Annotated in this window: 1 protein-coding gene; it reads right to left on the bottom strand. The window is 76.4% G+C overall.

Annotated features, from left to right (window positions below):
- Nucleotides 1-103: 103 nt before the first annotated feature.
- Nucleotides 104-246 (bottom strand): ribosomal protein L7/L12 (locus ADL22_RS33975; protein WP_199836308.1); only part of this gene is annotated, 143 nt, incomplete at its 5' end.

The raw sequence follows: 246 nt of genomic DNA, 5'->3' as shown, positions 1-246 counted from the left end.
CGAACGGGGGCGGGGCGGCCGGGCCGAGCCGAGCCGAGCCGAGCCGAGCCGCGCAGGGTAGTGCGCGGAAGGGAGCGACGCGAAGCGACAGCCGCACCGCCCCCTACCCCGCCCGCCGCTCCACCGCCTCCTTCGCCTCCGCGAGCCCCGCACCGGTCGCCTCCCGGTAGACCTTGATCGCCTGGATCTTCTTCCCCTTGGCCAGCAGGTCGTCCACCTCCGCCAGCCGCGGGTCCGCCGCCTCCT

The sequence above is a fragment of the Streptomyces sp. NRRL F-4489 genome (assembly GCF_001509485.1).
In the GTDB taxonomy this organism is placed as follows: Bacteria; Actinomycetota; Actinomycetes; order Streptomycetales; family Streptomycetaceae; genus Streptomyces.
Note: the sequence above shows the minus strand (reverse complement) of the source record. Positions and strands in the feature narration are given on the sequence as shown.